The organism is Lentzea pudingi (assembly GCF_014646255.1).
GTDB classification, from domain to species: Bacteria; Actinomycetota; Actinomycetes; order Mycobacteriales; family Pseudonocardiaceae; genus Lentzea; species Lentzea pudingi.
Genome location: NZ_BMNC01000006.1, coordinates 151,109 through 177,516, shown reverse-complemented (window position 1 = coordinate 177,516; position 26,408 = coordinate 151,109). Strand labels below are relative to the sequence as shown.

The following is a 26,408-nucleotide window of genomic DNA, read 5'->3' as shown; positions in this document are numbered from 1 at the left end:
GTCAGCGCGGCACCTGAACAGCGCCGAGCACGCCGTCCAGCACGCCGTCCGCCGTCACGCCCTCGAGTTCGGCCTCCGGCCGCAGCTCCAGCCGGTGCCGCAACGCGGGCCGTGCGAGCGCCTTCACGTCGTCCGGCGTCACGTAGTCACGGCCCGAGAGCCACGCCCACGCCCGTGCGGCAGCCAGCAGGGCCGTCGCGCCACGGGGAGAAACGCCCAGACGCACGGCCGGAGACTGACGGGTCGCACGGCACACGTCCACGACGTACGCGATGACCTCGGGAGCGACGACCAGCGAACGCACGGCCGCCGTTCCCGCCTCCAGGTGCGCCGCACTGGCCACCGGCGACAACGACGACAGATCACGCGGGTCGAAGCCGGACGCGTGCCGCGTCAGCACGTCGATCTCGTGCTCCCGCGCGGGGATCGGCATCGTCACCTTCAGCAGGAACCGGTCGAGCTGCGCCTCGGGCAACGGGTAGGTGCCCTCGTACTCCACCGGGTTCTGCGTCGCCACGACGATGAACGGCGACGGCAGCGGCCGCGTTTTGCCGTCGGCGGAGACCTGCCGTTCCTCCATTGCCTCCAGCAACGCGGACTGCGTCTTCGGCGGCGTCCGGTTGATCTCGTCGGCGAGCAGCAGGTTCGTGAACACCGGGCCCTCGCGGAACGAGAACGCCGCGTTGTGCGAGTCGTAGACCAGCGAACCCGTCAGGTCGCCGGGCATCAGGTCCGGCGTGAACTGCACGCGCGTCGTCGACAGGTCCAACGCGCGCGCAAGAGCACGCACGAGCAACGTCTTCGCGACGCCCGGAACACCTTCCAGCAGCACGTGTCCCTTGCACAGCAACGCGAGGATCAGCGACGTCACGGCGGCGTCGTTGCCCACCACGGCCTTGCCGATCTCCGCGCGCAACGCCACCAGCGCCGTACGGGCTTCCTCGGTGGTGACCACTGCCGTCATGCCTTGCGCACCTCGTTCTCCAGAACGTCCAGCTCGTGGGCCAGCGCGACCAACCCCCGGTCGTCCACCGGCTCCCTGTCGTCAAGCAGCGCCCGCACCGAAGCGACGGGACGCGAGGTCCTGCGGGCGATCTCCTCGGACGGGTCGTCGCCCTGCGGCACCCCCAGCAGCGGCGCCAGCCGATCACGGGTCGCCTGGCGCAGAACCGAAGCGGCGTGCGGGGCGGCGTGCGACCGGCGGTACAGCCGCGCCCTGCCCTCCACGGTCTCGGCGGCGCGCACCACCACCGGGAGCGGTTCGGGCACCACCCGGCCGAGCCTGCGGGCCCGCCACAGCGCGATCAGCACGGCCGCGATGCCGAGCTGGAACGCGCCGAACTTCCAGCCGTCCGGGATCAGGTCGGTCAGCGACTTCTGCTGCGACCGGTCCGCCGCCGACGGCACGTACCAGACGAGCCGTTCGTGCTGGCCCAGCAACGACAACGCGAGCGCCGCGTTGCCCTCCTCGTCGATGTCGCGATTGGTGAAGATCCCGCCGTAGCCGATCATCGTCACCGTGCCCGTGCGGACCAGCGTCGAGTCGTAGCACCGCTCTTCGCCCTCGTAGACGAACCCGCCCGTGGTCGCCCGGCCGGCCTTGGCCGCCAGCGAGCAGCCCGGATCACGGGTCTCGGGCTCCAGTCGGCTCACCCCCGTCGCGGGCGCGAGCAACACGGTCGCCGCGGCCCGGCTGCTCAGGTCCGCGAGCCGGTCCGGGTCGATCAGGTCCGGCTGCGTCACGAACAGCGTCGCACCGTCCATAGAGGACGCGTTGTCGGTGAGCTCGACGCGCACACCGTTCTGCTCCAGCAAGTCCGCGACCGCGTGGCTGCCCTCCGGCCGGAACGAGCGGGGGTCGAGCGCGCCGCCCTCGCCGCCGCCGCGCAGCAGCGTGATCACGATCGCCGCGAAGAGGATGACCACGCCGATCAGCACGGGGCCGCGCGCGGCCGTCCAGATCCTCCCGGAGTCGGGGGACACCGCCGTCATCCCCGCACCTTGCCGTCCACGGAGACCAGCGCCTGGTACCCCTCCGCCGTCGCGGGCCTGCCGCCGTACCAGACGTCGTCGAACTGCACCGCCGCGCCGCGCAGGTCGCCGGCGAGCACCGGAAGTGCCTGGCCCGCCTCGAAAGCGACCTCGTCCACGGTGCGGCCGGCCCGTGCGTCGAGCACGCCCCGTTGCTCCAGTTCGCGCACCACCGCGCGGAAACGTTCACGCACGGCCTCGGCGAAGTCGCCCGCGGCGGCGGCCTTCTCGGCGGCGGCCCGGTGCTCCGCCGCCGTCATGACGGCCGAGCCGAACACCGTGCCGCTCGACCGCAGCGCACGGCCCGTGCGCCCGACACGGAGCCGGATGACGATGACGATCAGCACCACCACGGCCATGACGATCACGACCGCGGTGAGGCCGCTCATGCCGCCCGCCCCGGCGAAGAGCTCGCCGAGGCGTTCCAGCACCCAGTCGATCGCACGTTCGAGCGGGTTCGGGTCGTCGGAGACGTACGCCGGGTCGCTGAGCTCCCGGACGGCCGCCTCCCTCGCCTCGTCGCGACCGAGATCTACCGGTACGTCAGATACCGCCATGCCCTGCGGCCCGCTGGAGTTCGATGTCCATGCCCTCGGAACGCATCCGGCGGTCGACGTAGAGCAGCACGGTCACCGCGGAGCTGAACGGCAGCGTGATCGTCGAGGCGATGATCGCGCCGATCGTCGACAGGATCAGCGAGCCGGCGCTGAGCGCCGCCGACGGGTCGGCGGAGAAACCGGTCGTCGCCGCGCCCAGCAGGCCGAACGGCAGGCTGATGATCCAGCTGATCACCCAGCCGATGACGACGGTGAGCAGCAGGATGCCGAACGTCCGCCACCACGCGCCGTTCACGAGCTTCTTCGAGCGGCCGAACGCGGCCGTGACGCCGCAGCGCTCCAGCACCAGCGCGGGCGTGACGAGGGCGAACAGCACCCACAGCCAGATGCCGGGCACGATGCAGAGGACCAGGCCGATGGTGATCACGAGACCGGAGAGCAGCGTCGCGCCGAGCAGCGGCAGCAGCCGGGGCTTGAACTCGTCCCACGCCTGCGCGAACGTGACCGGCTTGCCCAGCACGGCGTGGCCGACGATGACGGTGATGAAGCCCGACAGGAACACCGTGCCGATCAGCAGCAGCAGGACGCTGAGCAGCGTGCCGGTGAAGAAGCCGGTGATGGCGGTGGTGAGCTGGTCCATCGCCTGTTCCTGCGTGACCGTGTTCGGGTCGAGCGCCACGACCGCGGTGAGGTCGTCGAGGAACGGCAGCTGCACCAGCAGGCCGACGATCTGCGTGATCGCGGCGACGACGGCGGCAGCGCCGATGATCAGCTTCGGGTAGCGGCGCATCGTCGTGATGGCGCCGTCGACGATCTCGCCGACGGCCAGCGGGCGCAGCGGGATCACGCCGGGCTTGATCGTGGGGCCCGCTCCGGGCGGCGGCGGGGCGTTGTACCCCGGCTGCTGGCCGTACTGGGGCGGCTGCTGCCCGTACTGCGGCTGCTGCGGCTGGTTCTGTGGCTGGTCCGGTGAGGACCAGCCGGGCGTTTCGGACATCTCGGCTACCCCCGGTCGTGGTGTGAGCGGCATCCTGCCAGAACAGGCCCACCGCCACCGGGCAACCTGATCACGAAACGAGCTCGGTCCGAGCCTGGGACGGTGTCGTGCGCCGCATGCCCGCGCTGACGCACCGCCTGACTACCTGCGGCTGCTCCCGCATGAGCCGCAACCCGCGCCTGACCAGCGTCGGCACCGGCTTGCGGGCCTCGGCGACGTCACGGGCGAACCGGCGCACGAACGTGACGGGCGGACTGGGCGCGAGCACGATCGCGTCCCGCAGCACCCCGGCCTCCCTGGCGCCCTGGACGAGCAGGTCCGCGAACAGGCCCTCCGCGATGAACGCGGGCGCGCCGCCGAGCTCGATCGTCTGGGTGCCGACCGCGCGGTCCTCGCTGATGGAGTAGACCGGCGCCTGGACCCTGCCGGTGTCCGACAGCTCGATCACGGCCCGCAGCGCCTTGTCGGCGTTCCATGAGCGGACGTCGTCCCAGTCGGCCCGGCCGTGCTCGTCGCGCGGTAGCAACGGGTCGTCGCCGTCGCGGTAGAAGTCGTCGAGGCGCAGGACCGGCCAGCCGAGGTGGGCGGCGAGTGTCGACTTGCCTGAGCCGGAGGGTCCGGCGAGCAGCACGGCACGAGGGATGGGCACGGAACGCGATCCTCGCACATGACCTAGGCTCGAACGCATGAGCGAAGGTCTGTTCGACGAGGGCCTCTTCGGCGCGACCGACGAGGAGAAGGCCGAGCGCATCGCGGCCAACGCCCCGCTGGCCGTGCGGATGCGCCCGGCCACGCTCGCCGAGGTCGTCGGCCAGGACCACCTGCTCGGGCCCGGTGCCCCGCTGCGCCGCCTGGTGGAGGGCGCGACGCCGGCGTCCGTGATGCTCTACGGCCCTCCCGGCACCGGCAAGACGACCCTCGCGACGCTGGTCTCGAAGGCGACCGGGCGCCGGTTCGTCGCCCTGTCCGCGTTGTCGGCGGGCGTCAAGGAGGTGCGGGCCGTCATCGACGAGGCCCGGCGCCGCCTGGTGCGCTCCGGCGAGTCGACGGTGCTGTTCATCGACGAGGTGCACCGGTTCTCCAAAACGCAGCAGGACGCCCTGCTCGGCGCGGTCGAGGACAGGATCGTGCTGCTCGTCGCGGCCACCACGGAGAACCCGTTCTTCTCGGTCGTGTCGCCGTTGTTGTCGCGTTCTCTCGTGTTGCAGCTCAAGTCGTTGAGCGACGACGGCGTGCGGTCGGTCATCCAGCGCGCGGTGTCCGACGAGCGCGGCCTGGGCGGGTCCGTGGTGCTGGAGCCCGAGGCGGAGGACCACCTGATCCGCCTGGCGGGGGGTGACGCGCGCCGGTCGCTGACGGCGCTGGAGGCCGCCGCGGACTCGGCGGTGGCGTCGAACGAGGGCGTGATCACGCTGGCGCTGCTGGAGTCCACGGTGGACAAGGCGGCGGTGCGCTACGACCGCGACGGTGACCAGCACTACGACGTGACGTCGGCGTTCATCAAGTCGATCCGCGGCTCGGACGTCGACGCGGCCCTGCACTACCTCGCGCGGATGATCGAGGCGGGCGAGGACCCGCGCTTCATTGCGCGGCGGCTGGTGATCCACGCCAGCGAGGACGTCGGCATGGCCGACCCGACGGCGCTGCAGACGTGCGTGGCGGCCGCACAGGCCGTGCAGCTCATCGGGCTGCCCGAGTGCACGCTGAACCTCGCGCAGGCCACGATCCACCTGGCCACCGCACCGAAGTCGAACGCCGTGACGACCGCGATCTACGGCGCGATCGAGGACGTGCGCAAGGGCGCCATCGGTTCCGTGCCCGCACATCTGCGCGACGGTCACTACGCGGGCGCCGCGAAGCTGGGCAACGCGCAGGGCTACCGCTACCCGCACGACGTGCCCGAGGGCGTGCTGACGCAGCAGTACGCGCCGGACGACCTGGTGGGCCGCGACTACTACGAGCCGACCGGCCGTGGCAACGAACGCGCTGTGGCAGAACGGTTGCCGCGCCTGCGCCGGGTGATCAGGGGCGAGTGAACCGCTTGGGCACGGCGCGTAGGTTCGGTGAGGTGACGATCAGAGAAGACTTCCTGGCCACCGCCCGCATCGCCCTGGACCTCCTGCGCAACGAACAGGTCGCGGCGAACTGGCACAGGCCGAGCGCCCTGCCGGAGTTCGGGGTCAGCGGCCTCGCCGGCCACCTCGCGTACCAGGCGCTGCCGCTGCCGTCGATGATCGAGACCCCCGCCGGTGACGAGCCGGTCGTGTCGCTGATGGAGCACTACGCGCGGGCGGAGTGGACCGATCTGGACGTCGACTCCGAGTTCCACACTCGCATCCGTGCGGGCGGCGAGAAGCTGGCGGCCGACGGGCACGCGGACCTGTGCGCCAGGTTCGAGCAGACGCTCGGAGAACTCGAGAAGTCGTTGCCCGGCCTGGAGGACCGCGGTCTGCGCATGCCGCATTGGGGCCCGTGGTCGGTGCGGGTGGACGAGTACCTGGTCAGCCGGCTGATGGAGTTCGTCGTGCACTCCGACGACCTCGCGGTGAGCGTTGGCGTGGAGACCCCCGAGTTCCCCCGTCGCGTCAACGAGACCGTCATCGACCTGCTGACCCGCATGGCGCTCAACAAGCACCGCGCGATCGACGTGGTGCGCGCGCTCAGCCGCAAGGAACGCGCACCGCAGGACATCACCGCTTTCTAGATGCTCAGCCGTTGCTGGACCCGGCGCAGGACGTCGTGCTGCACGGGCCGGAGGGTCTGCTCGCTCAGTTCGTCCATCAGCGCCGACGCCCGCGGGTCGAGCACGGGTAGCTCGGCGGCCCGCGCCAGCAGCGGTTCCAGGTGTGCGGCCAGCTCGTCGACCAGTGACGTGACCTCGTCGTCCGGGGTGCCGGGCCCGAGGGCGTAGAAGCGCGTCGTCAGCGACGCGAACGCCGCCGGCTCGCCGAACAGGGCGGCCAGCCCCGCCGCGCCCTCCTCGCCGAGCAGGTGCCCGGCGAGGACCAGCTGCTCGTGTTCGTATCTGGCCATGTCCTCCGGCATCCGTCCTGCGGCGGTGGAACGCCATCGCGACAGCTCCGGGCCCAGGTCGGGCGGGGCGCCGCTGCGGCGCAGCGCGGCGATGGCGGCCCGGCGGGCGGTGAGCCGTTCGACGTCGGCGGCGGCCTGGCGGTCGAGCTCGTCGAGCAGCTCCTCGGCGGCGGCCGGGTCGTCCAGCACGGCGGGCAGTGCGGACAGCGGCAGGCCGAGCGCGGTCAGCCTCGTGATGCGCAGGAGCCGGACGAGGTGGCCGACGTCGTAACGCCGGTAGCCGCCGGCCGAGCGCGGTGGCTCGGGCAGCAGCCCGATCCGGTGGTAGTGCCGCAACGTGCGGACGGTGACACCGGCCAGTTCGGCGAGCTCACTGCTGAGCACCGGACAGCTCCTTCGGCTCCAGGTCGCGCAACGCCCGTGAGGCCACCACGGCCAGCAGCACGAGGACCCACACCCCGACGACGCTGAACCCTGCCAGCACCGGGGTCCCGTGCGCCGCCACCACCGCGGCGAGACCGATCCCCGCCGGTGCCGCGATCATCAGCAGGGCCGTGTTCACGCTGAACACCCGCCCGCGCACGGCGTCGGAGGTCCGCTGCACCTGCAGCACCCCGACGACCGCGCCGACCACGGCGTTGCCGAGCCCGAGCAGCGCGGCGCCCGCGAACACCACGGCAGGGGTGAGCAGCGACGCCATCAGCAGGAACCCCGCCGTCGTCACGAGCAGCCCGGCCGGCAGCCACACCCGCGGCGGCACCCGCCCGCCGACGCCGCTGTAGAGCGCCGCTCCACCGAGCATCCCGACGGCCAGAGCCGTCAGGACGAGGCCGAGCAGACCAGGACGGGCGATCAGGGCGAAGTGCAGCGGCAGCACCAGCCCCTGCAACCCGCCGAGCGCCACGGCCAGGCCGATGAGCAGCCCCGACGCGCCGAGCAGGAACCGGCTGCGCCATACCACCGCCACACCCTCCCCGAGCTCTCGCAGAACCGGCAGGCGGGGTGCGGCACCGGCCTCGGCCTCACCGAGCCGGCGCGGCAGCGTCCGGGTCAGCACCGCCGCGATCGCCGAGGTCGCGGCGGTGATCCACAGCACGGACGTCGCCTCCAGGGTGGCGAGCAGCACGCCGGCCGCCGCCGGGCCGATCACCAGGGCGGCGGAGGTGGCGGTCTGGCGCAGACCGACCACCCGCGTCAGGTCGAGACCGGTGTGCCTGGCCACCGCGGGGGCCAGCACCTCGCGGGCCGTCGTCCCCGGCACGTCCCCGAACGAGCCGAGGACGCCGAGCGCGATGAACCACACCAGGTCCAGGCCCCACACCAGGTCGACCAGCGGCAGCGCGGCGACCGAGGCGGCGGAGACCACGTCGGAGACCACCGAGGCCGTCCGCCGGTTGATCCGGTCGATCACCACCCCGCTGAGCAGGCCGACCAGCACGGCCGGGACCGCCGTCGCGGCCGCCAGCGCCGCGGTGCCCAGCGGGCTGCCGGTCGTCTGCAGCACGATCAGCGGCAGCGCCACCGCCGCCATGCCGTTGCCGAGCAGGCTCAAGAGGTGCGACGTGAGGTAGGTGACCGCGATCAGTGGCATGCGGCGAGGAAAAACCCTGACGTCGCGTCGGGGTCAAGGCCTAGCGCTTGCACACCATCAGCAAGGCCACCTTGCCCGGCAGCATGATCTCGTCCGCCGCCACGAAGCCACCGGCCTCGAACGAGCTGATGGCGCGGGTGTTGCGCACGTCCGGTTCCAGCACGATCCGCGTGCAGTGCGGGTCGGCCTCGAACAGCGCGTCGGTGAGCCGGGGGAGCAGCGACCGCACGAGCCCGCGGTCGGTCATCGCGAGCTCGCCGACCGCGAGGTTCAGCCCGAGGTCGTGGGGCCGAGCCTGGTAGCAGCGGGCGATGGCCCGCCTGGCCGCGCGGTAGACCTCGGCGTAGATCACCGGGCGGCCGTGCCAGCTGACCAGGAACGGCCGGACGTCGTCGCCGTTCAGCTGCGCCCGGAGCTCCTCCTCCCAGTGCGGCAACGTCCACGCCTGCCGCCAGAACGCCGCCACGTGCGGCGCCTGGTTCCAGCGGTGCACGAGGTGCAGGTCGTAGCCGTCCGAACGCACGACGCGGGCGTCCCACGGCATCGACAGCTCCGGGACCGGCGGCGGGCCCGCGGTGATCTGGAGACGGTAGGAGTCCAGGTGCGACACCGGCTTCACGAGGCCTCCTGCGCGGATCAACTTAGGATTGCCTTACTTCAGCTGCGCAGGGCCGCCGATGTCAAGCCCTGTGTGACGGGTATTTCACAGGCTGTGACGGCCACGCGTCAATGAGCTGTCCCGTACGTTCTCGTCATGCAGGAGACCCAGCGCGAACCAGTGCCTCGTGTCGACACCGGCGAACTCGACACCGTGCACGCGTTCCTCGCGTTCCAGCGGCACTGCGTCCTCAAGAAGGCGGAGGGGCTCACGGACGAACAGCTCCGCAGGCCGCTGGTCGCGAGCGGCACCTCGATCCTGGGGCTGGTCCAGCACCTGGCCGGGGCGGAGCGCTTCTGGTTCACCCACGTCGTCGCCGGCGGTGAGGACCCCGGGGACGACGCCCTGAGCATGACCGTGTCGCGGGACCGGTCCGCGGACGACGTGATCGGGGACTACCGGTCCGCGATCGCGGACAGCGACAAGGCCATCGGCGGGCGTCACCCCGAGACGCCGACGGCGGTTCCGGTCGACGACGCGCCGAAAACGCTGAGGTGGGTGCTCGCGCACATGACCGCGGAAACCGCCCGGCACGCGGGTCACGCCGACGTCCTGCGCGAGCAGATCGACGGCGCCACAGGTCGTTGAAGATCAACGAATGGTGCCGCCCAGCCGAGTGTCGGACCCACCCGGTAATCTGCTCCGCAACCAAGCCTGAACGCCTGTTCACCAGGAGGATCCGTGTCGCCAGGGTGGCTCGCCGCCGGTGCTTTCGTTCTGCTCGTGATCGTGCTGGTGTTCGTCGGGATCAAGGCAGCACGGTTCTTCGACGAGGCCACGATCGCGATGCGCAAGGCACACGAGAACACGGACCCGTTGTTCGTCGAGGCCAACACGACGCTCACGCACGTGAACACGCAGCTCGAGCGCGTCGACGGCATCACGGCCAACGCGCGCGCTGTGACGGGCAACGTCTCGGCGCTCACCAGCCTGTTCACCGCCACTCTCGGCGGTCCGCTGGTCAAGGCCGCCGCGCTGTCCTACGGCGTGAGCAAGGCCGTGAAGGCCCGCCGCAAGGCCGCCGAGCAGCCCAACAAGCACTCCAAGCGCCGTCCCCGGCGAGGTGCGAAGTGAGCCGGCTCTTCTGGTTCGGCCTGGGTGCCGCGGCCGGTCTCTTCGTCGCGAAGAAGGCCTCCGAGGTCGCAAAGCAGGCGACTCCCGCCGGTGTCGGCGCCAACGTGGGTGAAGGCCTGCGCGAACTCGCCGGCGCGCTCGGTTCCTTCGGGGCCGAGGTGCGCGCGGGAATGGCCGAACGGGAACAGGAGTTGCAGGACACCGTGGAACGTCAGACGGGATTCACGCCGGGGCGCCGAGCGCCCAGGGCGAACGGGAAGCACTGACCGTTCGCCTCGCGACCATGTCCTGACTCTCCCCAGCAACACACTTAGGAACTTCCCGTGCAGACCCACGAGATCATCAAGCGTTTCCGCGAGCACTTCGAAAAGGCCGGGCACAAGTACATCCCCAGCGCCTCGCTGCTGCTCGACGACCCGAACCTGCTGTTCGTCAACGCCGGCATGGTGCCGTTCAAGCCGTACTTCCTCGGCGAGGCCCCGCCGCCCGCCCCGCGGATGACGAGCATCCAGAAGTGCGTGCGCACGCCGGACATCGACGAGGTCGGCAAGACCACGCGCCACCTCACGTTCTTCCAGATGGCCGGCAACTTCTCGCTCGGCGACTACTTCAAGGAAGACGCCATCCGCCTGGCCTGGGAGCTGATCACCAACTCCCAGGACGCCGGTGGCTACGGCTTCGACCCCGAGCGCATCTGGGTCACCGTCTACGAGACCGACGACGAGGCCATCGAGCTGTGGCAGAAGGTCGCCGGCATGCCGCTGGAGCGCATCCAGCGCCGCGGCGTCGAGGACAACTTCTGGTCCATGGGCGTCCCCGGCCCGTGCGGCCCCTGCTCGGAGATCTACTACGACCGCGGCCCCGAGTACGGCAAGGAGGGCGGCCCGGTAGTCGACGAGGACAGGTACCTGGAGATCTGGAACCTCGTCTTCATGCAGAACATCCGCGGCGAGGGTGGTGCCAAGAAGGACTACCCGGTCATCGGTGAGCTGCCGTCGAAGAACATCGACACCGGCATGGGCGTCGAGCGCGTCGCCTACCTGCTGCAGGGCGTCGACAACGTCTACGAGACCGACCTGGTCCGCGCCGTCATCACCAAGGCCGAGGACCTGTCCGGCCGCAAGTACGGCGCCAACGAGGTCGACGACGTCCGCTTCCGCGTCATCGCCGACCACGCCCGCAGCGGTGTGCTGCTCGTGGGCGACGGCGTCACGCCCGGCAACGAGGCCCGCGGCTACGTGCTGCGCCGCCTGCTGCGCCGCATCGTGCGTTCGTCGCGCCTGCTGGGCGTGAACGAGCCGGTGCTGCAGCAGTTCGCCGAGGTCGTCCGCGACTCGATGGGCGAGGCCTACCCCGAGCTGGTCAGCGGGTTCGCCCGCATCCAGCAGGTGCTCAAGGCCGAGGAGGACACGTTCCTGCGCACGCTCGACGCCGGTTCGCGGATCTTCGAGGGTGCCGCCGCCGAGGTGAAGTCCGACGGCCGCGCCACGCTGCCCGGTGACAAGGCCTTCCAGCTGCACGACACGTACGGCTTCCCGATCGACCTCACGCTGGAGATGGCCTCCGAGGCCGGCCTCACGGTCGACGAGGACGGCTTCCGCAAGCTGATGGCCGAGCAGCGCGCCCGCGCCAAGGCCGACGCCGCCGGCAAGAAGACCGGCCACGGCGACCAGTCGGTGTACCGCGAGCTGCTGGAGCAGGGCCCGACCGAGTTCACCGGCTACACCGAGCTCGCCTCCGAGGCCACGCTGCGCGGCATCGTGCTGAACGGCGCTCGGGTGAAGTCTGCTCGCGAGGGCGACATCGTCGAGGTCGTCCTCGACCGCACGCCGCTCTACGCCGAGTCCGGTGGCCAGGAGTCCGACGCCGGCTCCATCGTCACGGCCAACGCCGAGCTCGAGGTGCTCGACGTGCAGAAGGTCGCCCGCAAGCTGTGGGTGCACCAGGTGCGCGTGCGCTCCGGTGAGGTCAGCGAGGGCGAGCACGTCGAGGCCCGCGTCGACCCGGAGTGGCGCGTCGGCGCCCGCCAGGGCCACTCGGGCACGCACGTCGTGCACGCCGCCCTGCGGCACGTGCTCGGCCCGTCGGCCCTGCAGAGCGGTTCGTACAACAAGCCCGGCTACCTGCGTCTCGACTTCGCCTGGACCGGTGGCCTGTCCGCCGAGGCCAAGAGCGAGATCGAGGAGGTCTCGAACCTCGCCGTGCGCCGCGACCTGCCGGTCAGCATCGTCTACACCGACATGGCCGGTGCCCAGGAGCTGGGTGCCGTCGCCCTGTTCGGCGAGACCTACGACGAGACCGTGCGCGTCATCGAGATCGGTGGCGAGTGGTCCCGCGAGCTGTGCGGTGGCACCCACGTCGAGCACTCGTCGCAGATCGGCCCGATCACCCTGCTGGGTGAGTCGTCGGTCGGCTCCGGCGTGCGCCGCCTGGAGGCCTACGTCGGCATCGAGGCCATGCGGTTCCTCGCCAGGGAACGCGCCATCGTGCAGAACCTCTCCGACATGCTCAAGGTCGGCTCCGAGGGCCTGCCCGAGCGGATCGAGTCGCTGGTCGAGCGCCTGAAGTCCGCCGAGAAGGAGCTGGAGAAGGTCCGCGCCGCCGAGCTGCTCGGCAACGCCGGCGCCCTGGCCGACAAGGCCCTCGACATCCGCGGCCTGTCGCTGGTGGCCCTGGGCCTCGAGGGCGTGTCGGGCAACGACCTGCGCACCCTCGGCGGCGAGGTCCGCAACCGCCTGGGCAGCAAGCCCGGCGTGGTGGCCCTGTTCTCGGCCGACGGCGACAAGGTCAGCTTCGTGGTGGCCACCACGGCCGCCGCCCGCGACCTGGGTCTCGCCGCCGGCAAGCTCGTCCCGGTGTTCGGCCCGGCCATCGCCGCCCGCGGTGGCGGCAAGCCGGACCTGGCCCAGGGCGGTGGCACGAACCCGGCCGGCGTTCCGGAGGCCATCACGGCCCTGACGAACGAACTGGACAAGGTGCTTGAGCAGGGCTGATGTTCCTGGTGTCGACGATCCGGGCCTCGGACGGAGGCTCGGCGTCGACGTCGGTTCGGTTCGCGTGGGAGTCTCTCTCAGCGATCCGGCGCCGTTCCTGGCGACTCCGCTGGTCACCCTGCAGCGCGACGAGAAAAAGGGCTCCGACCTCACGGAGCTCGTACGCCTCGTCGCCGAGCATGACGTCGTCGAGGTCGTGGTCGGCCTGCCGAAGACGCTGGCAGGCAGGCACGGACCCGCTGCTGAGGCAGCGACCGCGTACGCTGCGGCCTTGGCCGGGCGCATCGCCCCGGTGCCGGTGCGGCTGACCGACGAACGACTGACGACGGTCGTGGTGAGCCGCGTGCTGGCGCAGCGCGGTGTGAAGGGCAAGAAACAGCGTGCCGTGGTCGATCAGGCCGCTGCTGTCGAGATCCTGCAATCTTGGCTGGACGCACGGGCACGGTCGGTGTCCGCCCGAAAGGACGAGGCGTGAGCGGCGACGATCTCGGGTTGTTCACAGACCCCGAAGCAGATGAGCGACGCCCTGTCAGAAAGCGCGATCGCGAGCGGGACAACGCCAGGGCGAAGGCGAAGAAGCGCAAGAAGACGGTCCTGTGGCTGGTCGTCGCGCTGGTCCTCGCCGTGGGCCTGGGTGGCGCGTACTACGGCTACCAGGAGCTGCGCGGCATCGGGTCGTTCGAGGACTACCCGGGCGCCGGCGAGACGGACACGATCGTCGAGGTCCAGGACGGCGACGTGGTCAGCAAGATCGCGTCGACCCTGCAGGAGAACGACGTCGTCGCGTCCTCGACCGCCTTCATCCAGGCCAGCAAGACCGACGCCCGCGTGACGTCGATCCAGCCGGGCTTCTACCTGATGAAGACGAAGATGTCGGGCCAGACCGCCGTGGCCAAGATGATCGACCCGAAGACGCGCGTCCCCGCCGTCCAGATCGTCGGTGGCCTGAAGCTCACCGACATCCAGGCCAACGGCAAGACCGTCGCGGGCGTCTACTCCCAGCTCGCCGCCGCGAGCTGCACGGAGAAGGACGGCGCGAAGAAGTGCCTGTCCGTCGAGGAGATCAAGGCCGCGGCCGAGCAGACCGACCCGGTGGCCCTGGGCGTGCCGGACTGGGCGATCGCGGACGTCAAGGCCGCCGAACCCCAGTTCCGCCTCGAAGGCCTGATCATGCGCGGCGTCTACCAGGTCAAGCCGGGCGTGAGCGCGGTCGAGCTGATCCGCAGCGTCATCGTGGCCTCGGCCCAGAAGCTGCAGGGCGCCGGCATCCCCGGCGGCACCCTGAACACGGGCTTCCGCCCCTACGAGGTGCTCGTCATCGCCTCGCTGATCGAGAAGGAAGCCATCGAGAAGGACTTCGCGCAGGTCTCGCAGGTCATCTACAACCGCATCGCGAAACCCATGCCGCTGCAGTTCGACTCGACCATCAACTACCGCAACAACCAGCCGCACATCCGCACGTCCGACGCGGACCGCAATGCCAACCAGCCGTACAACACCTACAAGAACCAAGGCCTGACGCCGACGCCGATCGGCTCGCCGTCGCAGCAGGCCATCGCCGCCGCGATCAAGCCCTCGGGCGGCGACATCGAGTACTTCGTGAAATGCCAGACCGATGGCACGTCCTGCTTCTCCAAGACGTACGAGGAGCACCAGGCGAAGGACCAGAAGGCTCAGAGGGACGGCGTCTACTAGTGGTGCGCAAGGCCGCGGTGATCGGTTCGCCGATCGAACACTCCCTGTCGCCAGTCCTGCACAACGCCGCGTACGCGGCCCTCGGTCTGGACTGGGAGTACACACGCCTGGAGTGCTCCGAGGCCGAGGTGCCCGCTCTGGTGTCCTCACTGGGCCCGGAGTGGGTGGGCCTGTCGTGCACGATGCCGACCAAACGGGCCGCGCTGGCGTTCGCCTCGGTCGTCACTCCGCGCGCTTTCGCTGTCGGTGCTGCCAACACGCTGGTGCGCAAGGGTTCCGAGTGGCACGCCGACTGCACCGACGTGGACGGCGTCGTGGGAGCGTTGCGGGAGAAGGGTTTCTCCGGCGGTTCGCACGGCGTGGTGCTGGGTGCGGGCGGGACGGCTACGGCGGCGCTGGCCGGCCTCGCTTCGCTCGGGATCTCGTCGGTTTCCCTTGTGGTGCGGGATCCTTCGCGTGCTGTCGAGGCTCTGGAGACCGCCGGGCGGGTCGGGGTTTCGGTCGAGGTGCTGGAGCTGTCCGTTGTGGACTTGGCTCTGCTGGCCGGTGCGGCGGATGTGGTGGTGTCGACGGTTCCCGCTTCGGCCACCGTTGCGCTGGCTGAGTCGTTGGCTTGTGCGCCGTACGTGCTGGACGTGATCTACCACCCCTGGCCGACGCCGGTGGCGTCGGCCGTGGAGGCTTCTGGTGCTCGGTTGGTTACCGGGTTGGACATGTTGCTGCACCAGGCTTTTGGGCAGGTCTCGCAGTTCACCGGGATGGCTGCGCCGGAGGATGTCATGCGTGAGGCGTTGGCTGCGGAGCTGACCGCGCGTTCGTAACTTTCGGCTTGATCTTGGGTTGTTCGGTGTTGGTCGGTGGTCGTTGTGTGGTTTTCTGCGGCTGACTCGTTTGGCTGCGGACGATGTGCCACTCGGCCGGAGTCATCGCATGCCGGTCCGCTCACCTTGGGAGGGGGCCGGTGGGTGGGACGCACGGGTGTGCCTGCCGGAGGCTCCGCTTGGGCGCGTGGGCCGACCGGTCCGGCACCACGGCCGCCGGTGCGTCCCGCTCCCTTTCGGGTCGGTTTGCGTTGGTTGGGTGCCGGTTCCAGCGGGGTGGTCACCTGCCATGCGTGAAGTCACCTTGCTCGGGTGGTTGCGCAGGTCAAGACGGGCCGGTGCCGGTCATCGCCGCTGCGCGACGATAGCGATTGGGGCTTGACCTTGAGCCTCTAGCTGGATGCACATATCGGCCTTAAAAGGCCGGGCTCGAAGTGCCCGGCCGATCCCTGCAACGGTCGCATCCAGCTCCTCAAGGTCAAGCCCCAATCGCCGAGCTGGGCACGTCACCACCGCTGACCAAGTGCGAAGAGGTTCACACGCCTCGGCTTCGCCATTGCCGTTGGCGGAAGGGTGGCTCGGCTTCGCCGTTGCCTGTTGGCGATCCCTGGCCCGACCGACACCAAGGCTTGCGCTAGGGGCAGTACTCGTCGGCCACCGGCGCCACGCCTGCCACCTTCGCGCGGCTGGCCATCGCCGTGCAGTGCACCTGGAAGATCGCCCACTTCGACGTCGGTGGTGCGACGTCCTCCGGCATCACGATCACGTCCAGTACCGGCACCGCCTTCGACGAGGTCGCGGGCAGTTCGGTGGTGAGGCCGAGCTTCTTCTCCTCGTCGTTCGGACCTGCCAGGAGCAAGTTCATCGCGGTCGTGATGTCGACGTTGCCCGTGTAGGTGCGGGTGCGGCGGACCAGGCCGTCGTGTGCTGCCGTCACGAGGAAGATGGTCAGCGTGTGTGAGGAGACCGTGGGGGCTTCGGCTCCGGTGAGGACCGGGGTCGGGCGGATGCCGTAGGCGGTGAGGGTTGCCAGGGCAAGCGCAAGGTGAAGACCGCGCCGCCCGAAGGGGCGTTGGCCGCTTCGATGGTGCCGCCGTGCAGGCGTGCGTTCTCCCATGCGATCGCCAATCCCAGTCCGCTGCCCTCGGAACGGGAGCGGGCCGTGTCTGCCTTGTAGAAGCGGTCGAAGATGTGGGGGAGGGCGTCCGGGGGGATGCCTGGGCCGTGGTCGGCCACCTCGATGACGCCCGGTCGCACGGTCACATGGACTGGGACGCCTCCGTGCTTCAGGGCGTTGCCCACGAGGTTGGCGACGATGACGTCCAGGCGGCGGCGGTCTACGCGCGCGACGACGCCTTCCGGCAGGAAGGCCTCTACGGACGTGGTCCAGCCGCGGGCGGCGAGGGTGTCGCGGACTGCTGTGCCGATGTCCCAGTCGTCCAGTTCGAGGAGGTTGCGGCCCTCGTCGAAGCGGGAGATCTCCATCAGGTCGTTGACCAGGCGGGTCAGCTTGCGGGTCTCGGCGGAGACCAGGCGGGCCGCTACGGCCGTGTCCGGGGGCAGGGTGTCGGCGTCCTCGTCCAGGACGGCGGTCACCGCGTTCATCGCCGTGAGCGGGGTGCGGAGTTCGTGTGACACGTCGGCGACGAACCGGCGGGAGGCGGCCTGGGAGGCCTCCAGTTGTTCGGCCGCGCGGTTGAACGTGCGGGCCAGGTCGGCCAGTTCGTCGGAGCCGCGGTCGTCCACGCGGGTGTCCAGGCGGCCGGAGCCCAGGGCGCGGGCGGCGGTGCCGAGGCGGCGGACCGGGCGCAGGACGCCGCGGGCCGTGAAGAGCGCCAGACCGAGGGCCAGGGGGAGCACGAGGCTGACGCCCACCCAGGCGGCGGTCGAGAAGCTGTCGATGGCCGCCTGCGGGCCCCTCAGGTACTGCAGCGCCCACACCTCGACGCCGGTGGGCGTGCCGTCCTCGCGGACCAGCGGGATGCCCACGACGACGTACGGCTCGGTCAGGTCCGTGCGGCGCTGCCAGAGGATCGTCCCGCTCGTCCTGAGCATCTCGCGCATCTCGGCGGGGATGAACGACGGGTCGGGGCCCTGAGCGGAGCGCAGGTTCTGGTAGATCACGACCGCCGAGCCGCGCAGGTACGTGCCGAAGCCGTCCAGGTCCTCCTGCGCGGGCGGCACGGTCAGGCGTGGCGCGTAGTCGCGGACGTCCTTCACGAGCGGGTTCATGAAGTTGTCCTGCGCGTCCTCCAGCAGCAACGTCCGGGCGGTCGCGTAGGAGGCGCCCGCCGCTCCCACCGCGCCCAGGACCGTCAGCAGCAGGAACGCCGCCATCAGCCTCGGGCGCAGACCGCGGAGCAACGACCTCATCGGGGGCCGAAGCGGTAACCGAAGCCGCGCACCGTGTGGACGTAGCCGGGGTCGGAGGGCACGTCCTCGATCTTGGCGCGCAACCGCTGCACGCACGCGTCGACGAGCCGTGAGTCGCCGAGGTAGTCGTGCTCCCAGACGGCCTCGAGGATCTGCTGGCGGGTCAGCACGCGGCCGGGGGTGCGGGACAGTTCGAGCAGCAGCTTCAGCTCGGTCGGGGTCAGCGCGACCTTCACGTCGTCCTTCAGCACCTGCAACCCTGCCCGATCGATCACCAGCGAGCCGTGCCGTTCGATCGACGACGGCTCGGAGACCGTCCGCCGCAGCACCGCGCGGATCCGGGCCTCGAGCACGCGCGGTTCGACGGGCTTGACCACGTAGTCGTCCGCGCCCGCCTCCAGGCCCGCGACCACGTCGAAGTCGTCGCCGCGCGCGGTGAGCATGATGATCGGCACCTCGGCGTGCGTGCGCATCCGCCGGCACGTCTCGAAGCCGTCGATACCGGGCAGCATGATGTCGAGGACCACGATGTCGGGGCGGGACTCGCGCAGCTTCTCGACGCCTTCCTCACCCGTTCCGGCTGCGCGGACGTCGTGTCCCTGGCGGCGCAACGCCAGCCCGAGTCCTTCACGCACCGAAGGGTCGTCCTCGACCAGCAACACCATCGCCACGAGATCCATTATCGGCGGCGAACCGCACCCGCGCCGGATCTGTTGCGGAACCATGACACGGCGTGCACGTTCCCATAGAGCGGCTCGCGGACCGTCGAACTCATGGCCGGAAGCTTGCTGGGATTCCTCTTCACGTACTTCGCGCTGGTGTGGACGTCGTTCGGGCAGAAGGCGGAGAACGCCGCGTTGCCCGAGCTCTCACTCCAACGCTCGTGGGCGTCCAACGTGGACATGGCGATCCTTGTCGCCGCTGTCCTCGTGGCTCTGTTCGCACGCAAGAAGTCGCTCGCGCCGTTGGCGCTGCTCGGCGGTTCGGTGCTGGGCGCGCAGGCCCTGAAGCTGTACGTGCTGGTGCGGCCGCCGCTGGACGACGACGCGGTGCTGGTGCACAACAGCTTCCCGAGTGGACACACGACGGCCGCGGTGGCGTCGGTGATCGCGGTGACGATGGCGGTCCCGAAGCGGTTCGCGCTGTTCGTGGCGGTGCCGGGGGCGATCGGCGCGGGGGCGGTCGCGGCGGAGACGGTGTCGCTCGGCTGGCACCGGTTCAGCGACACGCTCGGTGCGGCGCTGCTGGTCTCGACGCTCGCGTTCCTGCTGCTGCGCAGGTGGACCACGGGGTTGATCGTGCCGCCCGCACTGGCCGTGGGAGGCGTCTGGCTGATGGTGAGCTACCCGCAGGCCACGCCGTCGATCTCGGCCGGCGTCGTGACCGCGGGTGTCGTGCTGCACTTCGGGTGGGCCGTGAGTGGTCTCGGTCGTCGGGGCGACCAGGACCACTCACGACCGGAATCACTCGTCGTGATCGGTGGCGATCAGTTCCGCGATGGCGTCGAGAGCGGCGTCCGCTCCGTCCCCCTCGGCGCTGAGCACCACCTCGTCACCGTGCATGGCGCCCAGGGTCATCAGACCCAGAACACTCGCCGCGTCAACGGCTTCGCCGCCGTCCTTGGCGATGCTGACCGTCACCGGCTGGTCGGCGGCGGCCTTCGCCAGCAGTGCGGCAGGCCGGGCGTGCAGTCCGACCTTGCTGGCCACGGTGACCCGTCGCTCGGCCATGATGGTTCCTCCCGGTAGAGCTCGTTCTTGCTACTGCTGTTCGGTCGTGGTGCGCTTCTCGCGCACTGCAGTGTCGCGCTTCTCGCGCACCACGGTGTCGCCACTGCCTTCCACGACGCTCTCGTCGGCCTCCGGCGACTCGTCGTCCTCGCGGCCCGGCGTCTTCAGGTTCCACTTGGTGATGACGAAGCGGAACAGGAAGTAGTAGATCGCCGCGTAGACGAGACCGATCGGGATGATCAGCAACGGCTTCGTCGCGATGTTGAAGTTCAGCAGGTAGTCGATCACACCGGCGGAGAAGCCGAAGCCGTCGTGCACACCCAGCGCGTTGGTGATCGCCAGCGAGGTGCCGGTGAGGAACGCGTGGATGACGTACAGCGGCCACGCGACGAACATGAACGCGAACTCGAGCGGCTCGGTGACACCCGTGATGAACGAGGTGAGCGCGGCCGAGCCCATGATGCCGGCGATGATCTTCTTCTGCGACGGCCTGGCGGTGTGGATGATCGCCAGCGCGGCCGCGGGGAGCGCGAACATGAAGATCGGGAAGAAGCCGCTCATGAACGTGCCGGCGGTCGGGTCGCCCGCGAAGAACCTCGGGATGTCACCGGTCTTGGTGACGCCGTCGGCCTCGTACTCGCCGAAGACCTGCCACATGAACGTGTTCGGGATGTGGTGCAGACCCAGCGGGATGAGCAGGCGGTTGATCACGCCGTAGACGCCGGCGCCGAGGATCGTGCTGCCCGAGACGGCCTCGCCGACCGCGAGCAGGCCCTTGTTGAACCACGGGTAGATGAGGCCCATGACGACCGAGACCGGAATCATGACACCGGCGACGATGATCGGCACGAAGCGGCGGCCACCGAAGAACGCGAGGTACGGGGGCAGCTTCACGCGGTGGTACTTCTGCCACAGCACGGCCGTGATCAGACCGATCACGATGCCGGTCAGGACCGAGTAGTTGATCTGCTGCTGCTTGGCGGCGTCTTCCGCCACCGGCAGGACCATCGGCGACATGGCCTTGAAGACGGCCTGCGTGACCACGAAGCCGACCACGGCGGCGAGAGCGGTCGAACCGTCACCACGGCGGGCGAACCCGATCGCCACACCCACCGCGAACAGCAGCGGGAGGTTGGTGAACAGGGCGTCGCCCGCACCACCGATGACGGCGGCGACCTGGTTCCAGCCCAGACCCTCCTTGCCGAGCAGGTCGGGCTGGCCGAGACGCAGGAGAAGTGCTGCGGCGGGCAGTGAGGCGATCGGCAGCATGAGGCTGCGGCCGAATCGCTGCATACCGGCCAGGCCCTTGAACCCGCGACCGCCTGTCGCCTCTGGGGCGCTGGCGCTCATTTGGTACCTCCCTTGGCGGAGTGGAGGCCGGAACCCGGGACGGTCCGGTCCAGTTGCATGGTCACCTGGTAGAGATCGCCCCGGTACCAGGAGGTCACGTCTTCGCAGGGCCGCCCGTCGGAGCTGGCGACCCTCCTGAACACGAGGAGCGGGCTGCCCTTGCGGACGTCGAGCGCCTTCGCGGTCTCCGCGTCGGCGGTCTCGGCCCACACGGTCTGCCGCGCGTGGTCGAGCTGGACGCCGTACCGGGTCGCGATGATCTCGTAGATCGACCCGGTCAGGTCACATCGGTCTAGTTCGGGAAGCACGTGCGGGCTGTACCAGCCGGCTTCGAGCGCCAGCGGGGCCCCGTCGGCCTTGCGCAGCCGCACGACGCGGTACGCGTACTCGTCGGCCTCCAGGCCCAGCGAGGCCTTCGAGCCGGGAGCCGCCTGGCCGCAGCTGATCACCTCGGTGCTGGGTTCGACCCCGCGCGCCTTCATGTCCGAGGTGAACGACGCCAGGAAGAGCTGCAGGTCGTAGCGCCGCTTCGCGGTGAACGTCCCACGTCCCTTGGCCCGCGTGAGCAGGCCGTCGGCGACCAGCTGGCCGACCGCGGCCCGCACGGTGATGCGAGAGACCCCGTACCGCTCCGCGAGATCGCGCTCGGACGGGATCGGTGAGCCGGGAGCGAGGTCCTGTTCGGCCAGCCGCCGCAGGATCTCGCGCAGCTGCGCGTGCTTCGGCTTGGGCCCGTCCACGATCTCGTTCACTCGCTCACCTCCTCGCTAGTGGTACTTTCCGGTCTAGACCAGTTGGTGCGGGAGAATGCTCCGCGCACCGAGCGGGTGTCAACCGCTGTTACGGGAACGAGAGGTACGAACGTGGCTGACGAGAAGGCTCAGAAGATCCTCGAGGCGCTGGGCGGCCGGGACAACATCATCGAGATCGAGCCCTGCATCACCCGCCTGCGGTGCGAGCTCGAAGACGGTTCCGTCGTGGACGAGAAGGCCCTGAAGGCGTTGGGAGCGCACGGAGTCATGCGTTCCGGCAACGTCGTCCAGGTCGTCGTCGGACCCGAGGCGGACACCATCGCGTCGGACATCGAGGACCTGCTGTGAGCCTCCGCGTCGGCAGCCCCGTGGCAGGCCGGGTGGTCGCGCTCTCCGAGGTTCCGGACCAGGTCTTCGCCGAGGCGATGGTCGGCCCCGGTGTGGCCGTCGAGCCCGTTCGATCGAAGTCCGATGTGGTTTCGCCGCTCGACGGCACGGTCGTGACGTTGCACCCGCACGCGTTCGTGGTCGCCAACGGTGACGGGGCGGCCGTCCTGGTCCACCTCGGCATCGACACCGTGAAGCGCAAGGGCGAGGGCTTCGAGCTCCACGTCGTCAAGGGCGAGCAGGTCCAGGCCGGTCAGAAGATCGTGACGTGGGACCCGGCCGAGGTCGAGGCGGCCGGGTTCGCGCCGATCTGCCCGGTGATCGCGCTGGACGCGTCCGCCGAGGTGCTGGGCGACCTTGCGGTGGGCGTGGACGTGGTGGCGAACGACGCGCTGTTCGACTGGTCGCGCTGAACCGCTGGTCCGAGCGTTCTCTTCAGTCCCGCGTGAACGGTCCGTTCACGACAGGCCGGGATTTGTACTTGGTCGTACCGAGCAGGACCGTGGTGCCATGACCACGGTCCTGCTCGCGTCTGTGCTGGGTTCGCTGTGGACGGTCGCCGCCGTCCTGGACGCACCGCCCTCGTCGTTCCTGCTGGCCTGGTTCGGCATCGTGCTCGCGATGATCGACCTGCGGCACCACCGGTTGCCGGACGCGCTGACCCTCCCGTTGGGGGCCGCGTTGCTGCTCCTGCAGTTCCACGGGCTGGGAGCGGCGGTGCTGTCGGCGCTCGTTTTCGGTGGCGCGCATCTCCTCGTCCGGCGGTGGCGGCCCGCGCTGATGGGCGGCGGGGACGTGAAGCTCGCCTTCGGACTCGGCGCGGCGCTCCCGCTGCCGGCGCTGTTACCTGCGGCGATCCTGTCGAGCGTGGTCAGCCTCGCCGTCGCCGCCCTCCGGCGCAGGCGTGCGGTGCCGCACGGACCGGGCTTGCTGGCCGCCACCTGGGCGTTGACGACGCTGTGAAAGGATTGTGAACGTGCTGCGCTGGATCACCGCTGGAGAGTCACACGGCCCCGCTCTCGTCGCCGTCCTGGAGGGCATGCCCGCCGGAGTGGAGGTGACCACGGAGGACCTGGTCGCCCAGCTCGGGCGCCGCAGGCTCGGCTTCGGCCGCTCGCCCCGCATGGGCTTCGAGCAGGACGAGGTCGAGATCCTCGGCGGCGTGCGCCACGGCAAGACCCAGGGCGGTCCGATCGCGGTCACGATCGGCAACTCCGAGTGGCCCAAGTGGCAGACGGTCATGTCGCCGGACCCGGTCGACCCGAGCCTGCTCAAGCCCACCGGTCGCAACGAGGCCCTCACCCGCCCGCGCCCCGGTCACGCCGACCTGCCGGGCATGCAGAAGTTCGGCTTCGACGAGGCCCGCCCGGTGCTGGAGCGCGCCTCCGCCCGCGAGACCGCCGCCCGCACCGCGCTCGGCACCGTCGCCCGGCAGTTCCTGCAGCAGCTGCTCGGCGTGCGGGTGCTCAGCCACGTGGTGTCCATCGGCAAGGCCGAGACACCCGAGGACGCCGCGCTGCCCACCCCGGACGACCTGGCCGCGATCGACGAGTCGCCGGTGCGCTGCTTCGACTCCCGCGGCACCGGCGCGATGGTCGCCGAGGTCGAGGCCGTCAAGGAGGCCGGTGACACGGTCGGCGGCGTCATCGAGGTGCTCGTCTACGGGCTCCCGCCGGGCCTGGGCTCGCACGTGCACTGGGACCGCCGTCTCGACGCGCGCCTCGCGGCCGCGTTGATGGGCGTGCAGGCGATGAAGGGCGTGGAGATCGGCGACGGCTTCACCTCCGCCAAGCGCTGGGGTTCGCAGGCGCACGACGAGATCGACCGCGGCAGCGGCCCGGTCGGCGTGACGCGCCGCTCGAACCGCGCCGGCGGCCTCGAGGGCGGCATCACCAACGGCGAGACCCTGCGCGCCCGCGTGGCCATGAAGCCCATCTCGACCGTCCCGCGCGCACTGTCCACCGTGGACGTCCGCACCGGTGAGCCCGCCGTCGCGATCCACCAGCGTTCGGACGTCTGCGCCGTGCCGCGCGCCGGCGTGGTGCTGGAGTCCGTCGTGGCGCTGGTGCTGGCCGAGGCCGCGCTGGAGAAGTTCGGCGGCGACTCGCTCGACGAGACGCGCCGCAACGCCCACGCGTACCTCAAGGCCCTGGAAGCCCGCTGGGAGGGCATGTGAGCCCGCGCTACGTCGTGGTCGGCCCGCCCGGCGCGGGCAAGACCACCGTCAGCGAGCTGCTGGCGGCGCGCCTGGGGCTGCCGTTCCGCGACGTCGACGCGGACATCGTCGAGCTGGCGGGCAAGCCCATCTCGGACATCTTCACCGACGACGGCGAGCCCGCTTTCCGCGCCATGGAAGAGGAAGCGGTCGCCAAGGCGCTGGTCGAGCACGAGGGCGTGCTGGCGCTGGGCGGGGGAGCGGTGCTGTCCGCCGCGACCCGCGACCGGCTGCGCGAGCACACCGTCGTGTTCCTGAACGTGGGCATGGCCGAAGGCGTGCGCCGCACGGGGCTGGCGGCCAACCGCCCGCTGCTGACCGGCATCAACCCGCGCGCCACCTTCAAGGCGCTGCTGGACGCGCGCCTGCCACTGTACCGCGAGGTCGCGACGATCGAGGTCCTCACGGACTCACTCGATCCGGACCGGGTGACCGACGCGGTGATCAAGGGAGAGCAAGCATGACCGAGCCCGTGCGCATCAGGGTCGCCGCGGAGAAGCCCTACGACGTGGTGATCGGCCGCGGCCTGCTCGGCGACATCGTCGAGTTCCTCGGCGGCACCGCCAAGATCGCGATCGTGCACCAGCCGACCCTGGCCGAGACCGCCAAGGTGCTGGTCGACGAGCTCAAGGCCGTGGGCGCCGACGCGCACCGAGTCGAGGTCCCCGACGCCGAGGACGGCAAGGACCTGGCCGTCGCGGGCTTCTGCTGGGACGTGCTGGGCAAGATCGGCCTGTCGCGCTCCGACGTCGTCGTCGGCCTCGGCGGCGGCGCGGTCACGGACCTCGCGGGCTTCGTCGCGTCCACCTGGATGCGCGGCGTGCGGCTGGTCAACATCCCGACGACGCTGCTCGGCATGGTCGACGCGGCGGTCGGCGGCAAGACCGGCATCAACACCGACGCGGGCAAGAACCTCGTCGGCACGTTCTACGAGCCCGACGCCATCTTCGTCGACCTCGCCACCCTGGAGACGTTGCCGCGCAACGAACTCATCGCGGGCATGGCCGAGATCGTGAAGGGCGGCTTCATCGCCGACCCGGTCATCCTCGACCTGATCGAGGCCGACCCCCAGGCCGCTCTGGACCCCACGGGCGAGGTGCTCGCCGACCTGGTCCGCCGCAAGATCCAGATCAAGGCCGACGTCGTCACGACCGACCTGCGCGAGTCGAACCTGCGCGAGATCCTGAACTACGGCCACACCCTCGGCCACGCCATCGAACGCCGCGAGCGCTACCGCTGGCGCCACGGCGCCGCGATCAGCGTGGGCCTGGTCTTCGCCGCCGAACTGGCCCGCCTGGCAGGCCGCCTCGACGACGAGACGGCCGACCGCCACAAGCGCGTCCTCGAGTCGCTCGGCCTGCCGACGACCTACGACGCGGACGGCCTCCCGCAGCTCATGGAGGGCATGAAGGTCGACAAGAAGAACAAGGCGGGCGTGCTCCGCTTCGTCGTCCTCGACGGCCTCGCCAAGCCAGGCCGCCTCGAAGGTCCGGACCCGGCCCTGATCGCCGCCGCGTACGGAGCCGTCGCCGCGGAGCCCAAGCCTTCCTCGGGCGGGACGGTGCTGCTGTGAAGGTCCTGGTTCTCAACGGCCCGAACCTCAACCGCCTGGGCACCCGCGAGCCGCTCATCTACGGCAGCACCACGCACGCAGACCTCGTCGAGCTGTGCGTGGCGGAGGGCAAGGACCTCGGCTTCGACGTCGAGGTCCGCCAGACCAACCACGAGGGCGAGATGGTGGGGTGGCTGCACGAGGCCGCCGACGCCTCCACCCCCGTGATCCTCAACGGCGCTGCCTGGACGCACTACTCGATCGCACTGCGCGACGCGTGCTCCCAGCTCACGGCGCCGCTGGTCGAGGTGCACATCTCGAACATCCACCAGCGCGAGGAGTTCCGGCACCACAGCGTCATCTCGGCGGTCGCGACCGGCGTGATCGCGGGCCTCGGCGTCGAGGGCTACCTGCTCGCCCTGCGCTGGCTGTCGCTCAGGAAGTAGCGCCGGCTCGGCAGGGGCCACGGCGGCGAGTGCGGTCGCGCTGATGAAGAGCGCCTCCAGCGTGTTCGTGTCGGGTCGCGGCCGCTGGTTGCCTGGGGGTCATCGCGAACAGCAGGCTGCGCACCCGCGCACCCGCGCACCCGTACTTCTGGG

At 70.4% G+C, this 26,408-nt stretch carries 30 protein-coding genes and 1 pseudogene; 17 read left to right on the top strand and 14 right to left on the bottom strand.

All coding sequences use genetic code 11. The annotated features are described in order from the left end of the window. Position 1 precedes the first annotated feature (1 nt). From IEY88_RS22755 to IEY88_RS22735, 5 genes are all read right to left on the bottom strand, one after another. A complete protein-coding gene (locus IEY88_RS22755) occupies positions 2–964 on the bottom strand; it encodes an AAA family ATPase (protein WP_189156836.1) in 963 nt (320 codons plus the stop codon). Continuing rightward, the gene (locus IEY88_RS22750; RefSeq protein WP_189156835.1) at positions 961–1,992 is read right to left on the bottom strand and encodes a DUF4350 domain-containing protein; all 1,032 of its coding nucleotides are present in this window, start codon (positions 1,990–1,992) and stop codon (positions 961–963) included. Before IEY88_RS22750 ends, IEY88_RS22755 begins: the two co-directional genes overlap by 4 nt. Beyond that, a complete protein-coding gene (locus IEY88_RS22745) occupies positions 1,989–2,588 on the bottom strand; it encodes a DUF4129 domain-containing protein (RefSeq protein WP_189156834.1) in 600 nt (199 codons plus the stop codon). Before IEY88_RS22745 ends, IEY88_RS22750 begins: the two co-directional genes overlap by 4 nt. After that, a complete protein-coding gene (locus IEY88_RS22740) occupies positions 2,575–3,585 on the bottom strand; it encodes a DUF7847 domain-containing protein (RefSeq protein WP_189156833.1) in 1,011 nt (336 codons plus the stop codon). Before IEY88_RS22740 ends, IEY88_RS22745 begins: the two co-directional genes overlap by 14 nt. 70 nt (positions 3,586–3,655) lie before the next feature. Next, positions 3,656–4,234, bottom strand: a complete 579-nt coding sequence (locus IEY88_RS22735; RefSeq protein WP_229693644.1) for a uridine kinase family protein — start codon at positions 4,232–4,234, stop codon at positions 3,656–3,658. A gap of 37 nt (positions 4,235–4,271) precedes the next feature. Between IEY88_RS22735 and IEY88_RS22730 the strand changes: the two genes are divergently transcribed. After that, complete coding sequence (locus tag IEY88_RS22730; protein ID WP_189156831.1) at positions 4,272–5,621, top strand: replication-associated recombination protein A; 1,350 nt, start codon at positions 4,272–4,274, stop codon at positions 5,619–5,621. Between the two features lie 32 nt (positions 5,622–5,653). Next, complete coding sequence (locus tag IEY88_RS22725; RefSeq protein ID WP_189156830.1) at positions 5,654–6,289, top strand: maleylpyruvate isomerase N-terminal domain-containing protein; 636 nt, start codon at positions 5,654–5,656, stop codon at positions 6,287–6,289. Here the strand turns inward: IEY88_RS22725 and IEY88_RS22720 are convergent. From IEY88_RS22720 to IEY88_RS22710, 3 genes are read right to left on the bottom strand one after another with little or no spacing between them, the layout of a single operon-like run. After that, entirely contained in the window at positions 6,286–7,002 is a 717-nt protein-coding gene (locus IEY88_RS22720; protein WP_189156829.1) for a MerR family transcriptional regulator, read from the bottom strand. The two genes, IEY88_RS22725 and IEY88_RS22720, sit on opposite strands and share 4 nt — an antisense overlap. After that, positions 6,989–8,209: an MFS transporter gene (locus tag IEY88_RS22715; protein WP_189156828.1), complete on the bottom strand. Its 1,221-nt coding sequence runs from the start codon at positions 8,207–8,209 to the stop codon at positions 6,989–6,991. Before IEY88_RS22715 ends, IEY88_RS22720 begins: the two co-directional genes overlap by 14 nt. Before the next feature lie 40 nt (positions 8,210–8,249). Then, the gene (locus IEY88_RS22710) at positions 8,250–8,828 is read right to left on the bottom strand and encodes a GNAT family N-acetyltransferase (protein ID WP_189156827.1); all 579 of its coding nucleotides are present in this window, start codon (positions 8,826–8,828) and stop codon (positions 8,250–8,252) included. A gap of 135 nt (positions 8,829–8,963) precedes the next feature. Here IEY88_RS22710 and IEY88_RS22705 point away from each other — a divergent pair, with 135 nt between their 5' ends. From IEY88_RS22705 to IEY88_RS22675, 7 genes are all read left to right on the top strand, one after another. Beyond that, positions 8,964–9,455 (top strand): DinB family protein, encoded by a 492-nt coding sequence (locus tag IEY88_RS22705; RefSeq protein ID WP_189156826.1) that lies wholly within the window; start codon positions 8,964–8,966, stop codon positions 9,453–9,455. A gap of 93 nt (positions 9,456–9,548) precedes the next feature. Then, positions 9,549–9,941, top strand: a complete 393-nt coding sequence (locus IEY88_RS22700; protein ID WP_189156825.1) for a DUF948 domain-containing protein — start codon at positions 9,549–9,551, stop codon at positions 9,939–9,941. Further along, the gene (locus IEY88_RS22695; RefSeq protein WP_189156824.1) at positions 9,938–10,207 is read left to right on the top strand and encodes a hypothetical protein; all 270 of its coding nucleotides are present in this window, start codon (positions 9,938–9,940) and stop codon (positions 10,205–10,207) included. The genes IEY88_RS22700 and IEY88_RS22695 overlap by 4 nt, the downstream gene beginning before the upstream one ends. Before the next feature lie 57 nt (positions 10,208–10,264). Continuing rightward, a complete protein-coding gene (alaS, locus tag IEY88_RS22690; protein WP_189156823.1) occupies positions 10,265–12,934 on the top strand; it encodes an alanine--tRNA ligase in 2,670 nt (889 codons plus the stop codon). Next, complete coding sequence (ruvX, locus tag IEY88_RS22685) at positions 12,921–13,409, top strand: Holliday junction resolvase RuvX (protein ID WP_189156822.1); 489 nt, start codon at positions 12,921–12,923, stop codon at positions 13,407–13,409. Before alaS ends, ruvX begins: the two co-directional genes overlap by 14 nt. Further along, on the top strand, positions 13,406–14,629 hold the full coding sequence (gene mltG / locus IEY88_RS22680) for an endolytic transglycosylase MltG (RefSeq protein WP_229693643.1): 1,224 nt from the start codon (positions 13,406–13,408) through the stop codon (positions 14,627–14,629). Before ruvX ends, mltG begins: the two co-directional genes overlap by 4 nt. Next, positions 14,629–15,450, top strand: coding sequence for a shikimate dehydrogenase (locus tag IEY88_RS22675; protein WP_268241257.1), 822 nt, complete (start codon positions 14,629–14,631; stop codon positions 15,448–15,450). The genes mltG and IEY88_RS22675 overlap by 1 nt, the downstream gene beginning before the upstream one ends. 634 nt (positions 15,451–16,084) lie before the next feature. Here the strand turns inward: IEY88_RS22675 and IEY88_RS22670 are convergent. Genes IEY88_RS22670 through IEY88_RS22660 form a run of 3 tightly spaced genes read right to left on the bottom strand, consistent with a single transcriptional unit; the run spans position 16,085 to position 18,494 of the window. Then, complete coding sequence (locus tag IEY88_RS22670) at positions 16,085–16,387, bottom strand: hypothetical protein (RefSeq protein ID WP_189156820.1); 303 nt, start codon at positions 16,385–16,387, stop codon at positions 16,085–16,087. An 11-nt stretch (positions 16,388–16,398) separates the two neighbouring features. Continuing rightward, a complete protein-coding gene (locus IEY88_RS22665; protein ID WP_189156819.1) occupies positions 16,399–17,823 on the bottom strand; it encodes an ATP-binding protein in 1,425 nt (474 codons plus the stop codon). Beyond that, positions 17,820–18,494: a response regulator gene (locus tag IEY88_RS22660; protein WP_189156818.1), complete on the bottom strand. Its 675-nt coding sequence runs from the start codon at positions 18,492–18,494 to the stop codon at positions 17,820–17,822. The genes IEY88_RS22665 and IEY88_RS22660 overlap by 4 nt, the downstream gene beginning before the upstream one ends. Before the next feature lie 102 nt (positions 18,495–18,596). Between IEY88_RS22660 and IEY88_RS44365 the strand changes: the two are divergent. Then, positions 18,597–19,094, top strand: a pseudogene (locus IEY88_RS44365) (phosphatase PAP2 family protein); the annotation flags it as partial. A gap of 192 nt (positions 19,095–19,286) precedes the next feature. Here IEY88_RS44365 and IEY88_RS22655 read toward each other — a convergent pair. Genes IEY88_RS22655 through IEY88_RS22645 form a run of 3 tightly spaced genes read right to left on the bottom strand, consistent with a single transcriptional unit; the run spans position 19,287 to position 21,655 of the window. Beyond that, positions 19,287–19,553 (bottom strand): HPr family phosphocarrier protein, encoded by a 267-nt coding sequence (locus IEY88_RS22655; RefSeq protein WP_170176508.1) that lies wholly within the window; start codon positions 19,551–19,553, stop codon positions 19,287–19,289. A 30-nt stretch (positions 19,554–19,583) separates the two neighbouring features. Further along, positions 19,584–20,903 (bottom strand): PTS transporter subunit EIIC, encoded by a 1,320-nt coding sequence (locus IEY88_RS22650; protein WP_189156817.1) that lies wholly within the window; start codon positions 20,901–20,903, stop codon positions 19,584–19,586. Then, positions 20,900–21,655: a GntR family transcriptional regulator gene (locus IEY88_RS22645; protein WP_189156816.1), complete on the bottom strand. Its 756-nt coding sequence runs from the start codon at positions 21,653–21,655 to the stop codon at positions 20,900–20,902. The genes IEY88_RS22650 and IEY88_RS22645 overlap by 4 nt, the downstream gene beginning before the upstream one ends. Before the next feature lie 111 nt (positions 21,656–21,766). On the opposite strand from IEY88_RS22645, the gene IEY88_RS22640 reads away from it, so the two are divergent. The 7 genes from IEY88_RS22640 to aroQ all read left to right on the top strand — a co-directional run bounded on the left by IEY88_RS22640 (position 21,767) and on the right by aroQ (position 26,255). Further along, a complete protein-coding gene (locus tag IEY88_RS22640) occupies positions 21,767–22,003 on the top strand; it encodes a PTS sugar transporter subunit IIB (protein ID WP_090005969.1) in 237 nt (78 codons plus the stop codon). Beyond that, positions 22,000–22,455: a PTS sugar transporter subunit IIA gene (locus IEY88_RS22635; protein WP_189156815.1), complete on the top strand. Its 456-nt coding sequence runs from the start codon at positions 22,000–22,002 to the stop codon at positions 22,453–22,455. The genes IEY88_RS22640 and IEY88_RS22635 overlap by 4 nt, the downstream gene beginning before the upstream one ends. A gap of 97 nt (positions 22,456–22,552) precedes the next feature. Next, positions 22,553–23,005, top strand: a complete 453-nt coding sequence (locus IEY88_RS22630; protein WP_189156814.1) for a prepilin peptidase — start codon at positions 22,553–22,555, stop codon at positions 23,003–23,005. Between the two features lie 13 nt (positions 23,006–23,018). Beyond that, entirely contained in the window at positions 23,019–24,218 is a 1,200-nt protein-coding gene (aroC, locus tag IEY88_RS22625) for a chorismate synthase (protein ID WP_189156813.1), read from the top strand. Further along, positions 24,215–24,721, top strand: a complete 507-nt coding sequence (locus tag IEY88_RS22620; RefSeq protein ID WP_189156812.1) for a shikimate kinase — start codon at positions 24,215–24,217, stop codon at positions 24,719–24,721. Before aroC ends, IEY88_RS22620 begins: the two co-directional genes overlap by 4 nt. Continuing rightward, positions 24,718–25,830: a 3-dehydroquinate synthase gene (gene aroB / locus IEY88_RS22615; RefSeq protein ID WP_189156811.1), complete on the top strand. Its 1,113-nt coding sequence runs from the start codon at positions 24,718–24,720 to the stop codon at positions 25,828–25,830. Before IEY88_RS22620 ends, aroB begins: the two co-directional genes overlap by 4 nt. Continuing rightward, positions 25,827–26,255: a type II 3-dehydroquinate dehydratase gene (aroQ, locus tag IEY88_RS22610; protein WP_189156810.1), complete on the top strand. Its 429-nt coding sequence runs from the start codon at positions 25,827–25,829 to the stop codon at positions 26,253–26,255. Before aroB ends, aroQ begins: the two co-directional genes overlap by 4 nt. The last annotated feature ends 153 nt before the right edge of the window (positions 26,256–26,408 follow it).

Bases quoted from the DNA above. Each gene is read 5' to 3' on its own strand.
- aroB (WP_189156811.1), top strand. From the start codon at position 24,718: ATGACCGAGCCCGTGCGCATCAGGGTCGCCGCGGAGAAGCCCTACGAC.
- IEY88_RS22705 (WP_189156826.1), top strand. From the start codon at position 8,964: ATGCAGGAGACCCAGCGCGAACCAGTGCCTCGTGTCGACACCGGCGAA.
- IEY88_RS22665 (WP_189156819.1), bottom strand. From the start codon at position 17,823: ATGAGGTCGTTGCTCCGCGGTCTGCGCCCGAGGCTGATGGCGGCGTTC.
- IEY88_RS22745 (WP_189156834.1), bottom strand. From the start codon at position 2,588: ATGGCGGTATCTGACGTACCGGTAGATCTCGGTCGCGACGAGGCGAGG.
- IEY88_RS22750 (WP_189156835.1), bottom strand. From the start codon at position 1,992: ATGACGGCGGTGTCCCCCGACTCCGGGAGGATCTGGACGGCCGCGCGC.
- IEY88_RS22650 (WP_189156817.1), bottom strand. From the start codon at position 20,903: ATGAGCGCCAGCGCCCCAGAGGCGACAGGCGGTCGCGGGTTCAAGGGC.
- IEY88_RS22630 (WP_189156814.1), top strand. From the start codon at position 22,553: ATGACCACGGTCCTGCTCGCGTCTGTGCTGGGTTCGCTGTGGACGGTC.
- IEY88_RS22755 (WP_189156836.1), bottom strand. From the start codon at position 964: ATGACGGCAGTGGTCACCACCGAGGAAGCCCGTACGGCGCTGGTGGCG.
- IEY88_RS22655 (WP_170176508.1), bottom strand. From the start codon at position 19,553: ATGGCCGAGCGACGGGTCACCGTGGCCAGCAAGGTCGGACTGCACGCC.
- IEY88_RS22730 (WP_189156831.1), top strand. From the start codon at position 4,272: ATGAGCGAAGGTCTGTTCGACGAGGGCCTCTTCGGCGCGACCGACGAG.
- IEY88_RS22715 (WP_189156828.1), bottom strand. From the start codon at position 8,209: ATGCCACTGATCGCGGTCACCTACCTCACGTCGCACCTCTTGAGCCTG.
- IEY88_RS22740 (WP_189156833.1), bottom strand. From the start codon at position 3,585: ATGTCCGAAACGCCCGGCTGGTCCTCACCGGACCAGCCACAGAACCAG.